The organism is Pseudoalteromonas sp. SG44-17, from assembly GCF_014164235.1.
Classification (GTDB): domain Bacteria; phylum Pseudomonadota; class Gammaproteobacteria; order Enterobacterales; family Alteromonadaceae; genus Pseudoalteromonas; species Pseudoalteromonas rhizosphaerae.
Window position 1 is genome coordinate 1 of the sequence record NZ_JACJEV010000063.1, and the last position, 6,829, is coordinate 6,829.

The following is a 6,829-nucleotide window of genomic DNA, read 5'->3' on the forward strand; positions in this document are numbered from 1 at the left end:
TATTTACTCGGTCGAGAAACGCATGCAATTTCGGTTGGTGATGTGATCAACGCCGTTGATGAATCAATAGACGCAACCCGATGCCATGGTGCAACAGGCGGCTGTCAAAGCGGAATGCGGTGTTTAACTCACACCTTATGGTCTGATCTAAGTACCAGAATAGAAGACTTTTTAAACGGTATTACCCTTGCTGAATTGGTGGAAAAGTCAGATGTGAAGGAAGTTTCATCTCGCCAAGATAACAGCGTTAATAATGCACTCAAGCAATTGGAAAATATTCAAGTAAGCTGCCAACTATAAGTTGGCGTCCAGCGGAGAAAGAAATGAAGTTACCGATTTATTTAGATTACGCAGCAACCACGCCAGTTGACGAGCGTGTAGCAAAAGAAATGATGCAATGCCTGACAATGGATGGCAATTTTGGTAACCCTGCATCACGTTCACACCGTTTTGGTTGGCAAGCTGAAGAAGCGATTGATCAAGCTCGTACTGATATCGCAGATTTAATTAACGCAGACCCACGTGAAATCGTTTTCACTTCGGGTGCGACAGAATCAAACAACCTTGCAATTAAAGGCGCAGCACAGTTTTATAAAAAGAAAGGTAAGCACGTTATTACCGCTAAAACTGAGCATAAAGCAGTGATCGACACCTGTCGTGAGCTAGAGCGTCAAGGGTTTGAAGTAACCTATATGGACGTTGAAGAAAACGGCCTACTTGATTTACAAAAATTAGCCGACACAATGCGCGATGACACAGTATTAGTGAGCATTATGCATGTAAACAACGAGCTAGGTGTAATTCAAGATATCGCGACTATTGGCGAAATGTGTCGCGAACGTAAAATCATGTTCCACGTTGATGCTGCACAAAGTGCCGGTAAAGTTTTAATCGACGTGCAACAGCTTAAAGTTGATTTTATGTCATTCTCAGCGCACAAAGTATATGGCCCGAAAGGTATTGGCGCTTTATATGTTCGCCGTAAACCTCGTGCTCGCTTAGAAGCTCAAATGCACGGTGGCGGTCATGAACGTGGAATGCGCTCTGGTACACTAGCGACTCACCAGTTAGTTGGTATGGGTGCTGCATTTAGAGTTGCTAAACAAGATTTCGAAAAAGATCATGCTCACATCAGCGCGCTTCGTAAGCGTTTAATTGATGGCATTATGGCTGATATGGATGAAGTGTACTTTAACGGTACACCGGACCAATCAGTACCAGGAATAATTAACATCAGCTTTAACTTTGTTGAAGGTGAGTCGTTATTGATGGCTGTTAAAGATATTGCTGTATCATCAGGTTCTGCCTGTACTTCAGCAAGTTTAGAGCCTTCTTATGTATTACGTGCGCTTGGCCGCAACGATGAATTAGCACACAGCTCAATTCGTTTTAGTATTGGTCGTTTTACCACCGAAGAAGAGATTGATTATACCGTCAATTTAATGAAAAACTCTATCGGTCGCTTACGTGAGATGTCTCCTCTTTGGGAAATGCATCAAGAGGGTGTTGATTTAGATTCAGTTGAATGGGCTCATCATTAATTGACGAGCACATCCACTAGCAGGTAATGAGGATAGAATTATGGCGTATAGTGATAAAGTAATCGATCATGTTGAAAACCCACGTAACGTAGGTGTATTAGACAAAAATGATCCATCAGTAGCAACGGGTATGGTTGGCGCACCAGCATGTGGTGACGTAATGAAGCTGCAAATTAAAGTATCAGCTGCAGGCATAATTGAAGATGCTAAATTCAAAACATACGGTTGTGGTAGCGCAATTGCTTCATCGTCACTTGTAACAGAGTGGGTTAAAGGCAAGACATTAGATGAAGCTGCAATGATCAAAAACACTGATATCAGTGCTGAGCTTGAATTGCCTCCAGTGAAAATTCACTGTTCAATTTTAGCTGAAGATGCAATTCAAGCAGCAATTGCAGATTACAAAAGTAAACAAGCGAAGTAAGAGATAAATCATGGCAGTGACATTGACAGAAGCGGCAGTAAACCGCGTAGAATCATTTTTAGCAAATCGCGGAAAAGGCTTAGGCCTGCGCGTAGGCATTAAAACGACGGGCTGTTCAGGTCTTGCATATGTTCTTGAGTTTGTTGACGAGTTATCTGAAGGCGACGAAGTATTTGAATCTAAAGGGGTTAAAGTAATCGTCGACGCTAAAAGCTTAGTTTATATTGATGGCACCGAGCTTGATTACACTAAAGAAGGTTTGAACGAAGGGTTTAAATTTATTAACCCAAATCAAGCTGATGAGTGTGGTTGTGGCGAAAGTTTCACAGTATAAACAATAAAGTGATTGTACTCTTAAGCCCTGCACCTGTAGGGCTTTGTTCTATCTGAATTTTAAGCCAATAGATTGTTGGCATGGTTGGAATTATGCGCTATTTTGAATTGTTTGCGATACCCGTTGATTACAATGTAGATTTGGCAAAAGTAACTAAGAATTACCTCGAACTCCAGCGTGCTGTTCACCCAGATCGCCATGCCAATGCCAGCAGCCGTGATAAGTTATTAGCCGTACAAAATACTGCAGAAATTAATGATGCCTTACAAATTTTAAAGCATCCGGTAAAACGCGCAGAATATATGCTGAGTGAATTGGGTGTTGATATTCGTGCCGAGCAGCAAACACTACAAGATCCACTGTTTTTAATGCAGCAAATGGAATTACGTGAAGAGCTTGAAGAGCTAAGCACAAGCGATGATCCAGACACAGCGATTGCTCAGTTCGAGAAGCAAATAAAACAACTAGACAGCCAATACAGTGCGCAACTTGCTGAGCAATTGGCAAGTAATGACGAGCAGCAATGGCAGTTAGCCGCTGATAGCATTCGAAAATTAAAGTTCGTGTATAAATTACGAGATGAATTAGAGCGTATTGAAGACAGTTTATTCGACGATTAATTATCTAACTTACTGCACCATTGGTAAGTCAAACAAGAGTTAAAGATCATTATGGCATTATTGCAGATTGCTGAGCCGGGGCAGAGCGCGGCACCACATGAACATAAGTTAGCAATTGGTATTGACCTTGGTACTACCAACTCACTTGTTGCGACAGTACAAAGTGGCGAAGCCCGTACATTAACCGATGTTAATGGCGCAGCCATGTTACCGTCTGTTGTACGTTACGCCGCTGATGGTATAACAGTAGGCGAACTTGCCGCTCAAGCTGCAACACAAGATCCTGTAAATACTTTAATTTCAGTTAAACGTTTTTTAGGTAAAACTCAAGCTGAAATAGAGCAAAGCTACGGCCAATTACCGTATGATTTTTGTCAGCATGATGGTGCATTAGCGATTACCACCGCGGCTGGCAACATCAGCCCAATCACCGCATCAAGCGATATTTTAAAAGCATTAAAGCAACGCGCCGAAGAAAGCTTTGCAGGGCAAGATATTTTAGGGGCCGTGATCACAGTACCTGCTTATTTTGATGATGCACAGCGCCAAAGCACCAAAGATGCTGCAGAGCTTGCTGGTATTAATGTACTGCGTTTATTAAACGAGCCAACTGCAGCCGCGGTTGCTTATGGTTTAGATTCAGGCCAAGAAGGCATTATCGCAGTTTATGATTTAGGCGGCGGTACCTTTGATATTTCAATCTTGCGTTTAAACCAAGGTGTATTTGAAGTACTGGCAACCGGTGGTGATTCAAGCCTAGGTGGTGATGATTTTGACTCATTATTAGTGGATCATTTTAAACGTGAAACCGGTGTGATGACGCTATCTCCATCAGTATTACGCTTATTTATTAATAAAGCTAAAGCTTGTAAAGAAGCACTAAGCCAATATGCTAAAGTGAATGTTGGTCTTGAGTTTGATGATGAAAAATACACGGTTGAAGTCACTCGCGAAAAGTTTGAAGAACTAGCCATGGTGCTGGTGAAAAAAACACTCCGTTCGTGTCGCCGTGCAGTTAAAGATGCTGGTATTACAAACGACGAAGTACTGCAAGTAGTTATGGTCGGCGGTTCAACCCGTATGCCAATCGTACGTAACCAAGTCGCTGAGTTTTTTAATAAAGAGCCGCTTACCTCTATTGATCCGGACCGTGTCGTTGCACTTGGTGCAGCATTACAAGCGGATGTGTTAGTGGGCAACAAGCCTGATTCAGACATGTTGTTACTTGATGTATTACCACTGTCGCTTGGCCTTGAGACTATGGGCGGCTTAGTGGAAAAGATTATTCCGCGTAATACCACTATACCTGTAGCACGAGCACAAGAGTTTACCACTTTTAAAGATGGTCAAACTGCAATGTCGCTGCATGTATTGCAAGGTGAACGAGAGCTAGTTGATGATTGCCGTTCATTGGCTAAATTTAGCTTAAAAGGTATTCCACCAATGGCAGCCGGTGCGGCGCATATTCGTGTGACCTTTAAAGTCGATGCCGATGGCTTACTTAGCGTATCTGCAATGGAAAAATCAACTGGCGTACAAGCTGAAATCCAGGTTAAACCATCGTTTGGTTTGTCAGATGACCAAGTAGCTAATATGCTTAAAGAGTCGATGACTAATGCCAAAGATGATATGCAAGCGCGTATGCTCAAAGAGCAACAAGTTGAAGCATTGCGTGTTATCGAAGCACTTTATGCATCATTAGCAACAGACAGTGCTTTACTTGCTGAACATGAATTAACTAACTTGAACGCTGAAATAGCGAAGCTAGTTACAGTTCGTGAGACAGCTACCGAGCCAAATCAAATAAAAGCAGCCATTGAGAAAGTTGATAACGCCAGCAGTAAATTTGCTGAGTTAAGAATGGATGCATCGATCAAAAAAGCACTGCAAGGGCAGTCAGTAGACAACGTTTAAAAGAGGTTAGAATGCCACAAATTATTTTTCTTCCCCATCCGGAATTATGTCCTGACGGCGCTGCAATTGATGCACCAAGTGGTGAAACAGTTCTTAATGTTGCACTTAAAAACGGTATCAGTATTCCACATGCTTGTGAAAAGTCATGTGCGTGTACCACTTGTCATTTAGTTATTCGTGAAGGTTTTGACTCACTTGATGAAAGTGACGAGCTTGAAGACGACATGCTAGATAAAGCATGGGGTTTAGAGCCTGAATCACGCCTAGGTTGCCAAGCAATAATCCGTGATGAAGACTTAATAGTTGAAATACCGAAGTACAATCTCAATATCGTTAATGAAGAGCATTGATTTAAAGCGCAGCTATAAGTTGTAAGCCTTAAGCTTTAAAGAAAACACCGCGCTCAATTTGAACGCGGTGTTTTTGTTTTAGCTTACAACTTACAGCTTAAGGCTCATAGCTACACACCGGAGGGATTTCTATGTCACATCTTATATTTACTGATTCATTTATTAACGGTGGGTTTTACTCCACTGAAAAACACTTTAGTGTTGATGATCCCGCTACACAGCAAAGCATCATCATGGTAAGTGATATCGATGATGATGGGGTTCATAAAGCCATCAACGCCGCTCACGGCGCATTTATTAAACTCAAAGCCACCAATGCCACAACGCGTAGTAATGTATTAATGCGTTGGTTTGAACTGGTTATGCAACATAAACAAACTCTTGCTGAATTAATGACTAAAGAGCAAGGTAAACCATTAAAAGAAGCCCTTGGTGAAGTTGAATATGGGGCTGGGTTTATTAAGTGGTTCGCAGAGCAAGCCAAACGTAGCTATGGTGATGTGATCCCCGCCACTGATGACAATCATCGTTTAACTAGTTTTAAACAGCCTATTGGTGTGGTTGCAGGCATAACTCCTTGGAATTTTCCAATTGCTATGGTTACCCGTAAAGTTGCACCAGCCTATGCCGCTGGGTGTAGCTTTGTACTAAAACCTTCGGAACATACACCTTTATGTGCTTTAGCATTAGCTTATTTGGCTGACCAAGCCGGTTTTGAAAAAGGCGCTTTTAATGTATTGCTCTCTGAAAACGCTAAAATGGTGGGTGAGTTACTAACTGAATCTGAACTTGTTCGTAAGTTCACTTTTACCGGTTCAACGGGCGTAGGTAAGCAATTACTTGCACAATGTGCCCCTACTATTAAGCGTACTTCAATGGAACTTGGTGGTAACGCGCCGTTTATTATTTTTGATAATGCCGATTTGGATGAAGCGGTAACGGGACTTATGGGGGCAAAATTTAGAAATGGCGGGCAAACTTGCGTCGCGGCTAACCGTATTTTTGTACAGCGTAGCGTGCTTGATCAAGTTGTCGATAAATTAGCTAAAAAAGTTACAGCACTGAAAGTCGGTAATGGGCTTGATGACGCAACAGATATAGGGCCGTTGATTTATCCTAAAGCTAAGCAAAAAGTACAAGAGTTGGTTGCAGATGCCAAAGCAAAAGGTGCGGTACAAATAGGTGATAATGTTGAGCTTGGTGGTAACTATCAAGCACCGCTGATTTTAAATGGGGTAACTGCGGAGATGGACATTTACCATCAAGAAATTTTTGGCCCGGTGGTGAGTATCATTGTATTTGATGAAGAGCCTGAAGTTTTAGCACTGGCCAACGATGTGCCTTATGGTTTAGCTGCTTATTTTTATAGCCAAGATTTGAAACAAATATACCGAGTGAGCGAAGCGTTAGAGTACGGCATGGTAGGTATTAACGAAGGGTTAATATCAAACCCCGTCGCACCGTTCGGTGGGGTTAAGCAGTCAGGTCTTGGTCGCGAAGGTGGCCACCAAGGGCTCGACGAGTACCTCGAAGAAAAATATGTGTGTATGAAAATTTAGCTTTAGAGCGGTAAGCTATAAGTTTTAAGCTGTCCGAGTGCTTTTTAAGTGTTGACATAATAATTTGCAACGCTCAAATTTTTGGCT

Annotated in this window: 8 protein-coding genes; all 8 read left to right on the plus strand. The window is 42.1% G+C overall.

All coding sequences use genetic code 11. The features are described from left to right. Positions 1-300: Rrf2 family transcriptional regulator (locus H5182_RS21645; RefSeq protein ID WP_220497122.1), on the plus strand; the 300-nt coding region annotated here is incomplete at its 5' end. Positions 301-323: 23 nt separating this feature from the next. Further along, a complete protein-coding gene (locus tag H5182_RS21650) occupies positions 324-1,541 on the plus strand; it encodes an IscS subfamily cysteine desulfurase (protein ID WP_145236530.1) in 1,218 nt (405 codons plus the stop codon). A gap of 40 nt (positions 1,542-1,581) precedes the next feature. Further along, on the plus strand, positions 1,582-1,965 hold the full coding sequence (gene iscU / locus H5182_RS21655; protein ID WP_145236533.1) for a Fe-S cluster assembly scaffold IscU: 384 nt from the start codon (positions 1,582-1,584) through the stop codon (positions 1,963-1,965). A 10-nt stretch (positions 1,966-1,975) separates the two neighbouring features. Beyond that, a complete protein-coding gene (gene iscA / locus H5182_RS21660; RefSeq protein ID WP_145236536.1) occupies positions 1,976-2,299 on the plus strand; it encodes an iron-sulfur cluster assembly protein IscA in 324 nt (107 codons plus the stop codon). A 92-nt stretch (positions 2,300-2,391) separates the two neighbouring features. Continuing rightward, entirely contained in the window at positions 2,392-2,919 is a 528-nt protein-coding gene (gene hscB, locus H5182_RS21665; protein WP_149980539.1) for a co-chaperone HscB, read from the plus strand. 51 nt (positions 2,920-2,970) lie between these two features. Next, on the plus strand, positions 2,971-4,833 hold the full coding sequence (gene hscA / locus H5182_RS21670) for a Fe-S protein assembly chaperone HscA (RefSeq protein ID WP_145236544.1): 1,863 nt from the start codon (positions 2,971-2,973) through the stop codon (positions 4,831-4,833). Between the two features lie 11 nt (positions 4,834-4,844). After that, a complete protein-coding gene (gene fdx, locus H5182_RS21675) occupies positions 4,845-5,183 on the plus strand; it encodes an ISC system 2Fe-2S type ferredoxin (RefSeq protein ID WP_145236547.1) in 339 nt (112 codons plus the stop codon). Positions 5,184-5,314: 131 nt separating this feature from the next. Further along, positions 5,315-6,742: an NAD-dependent succinate-semialdehyde dehydrogenase gene (locus tag H5182_RS21680; protein WP_182760620.1), complete on the plus strand. Its 1,428-nt coding sequence runs from the start codon at positions 5,315-5,317 to the stop codon at positions 6,740-6,742. Positions 6,743-6,829 lie beyond the last annotated feature (87 nt).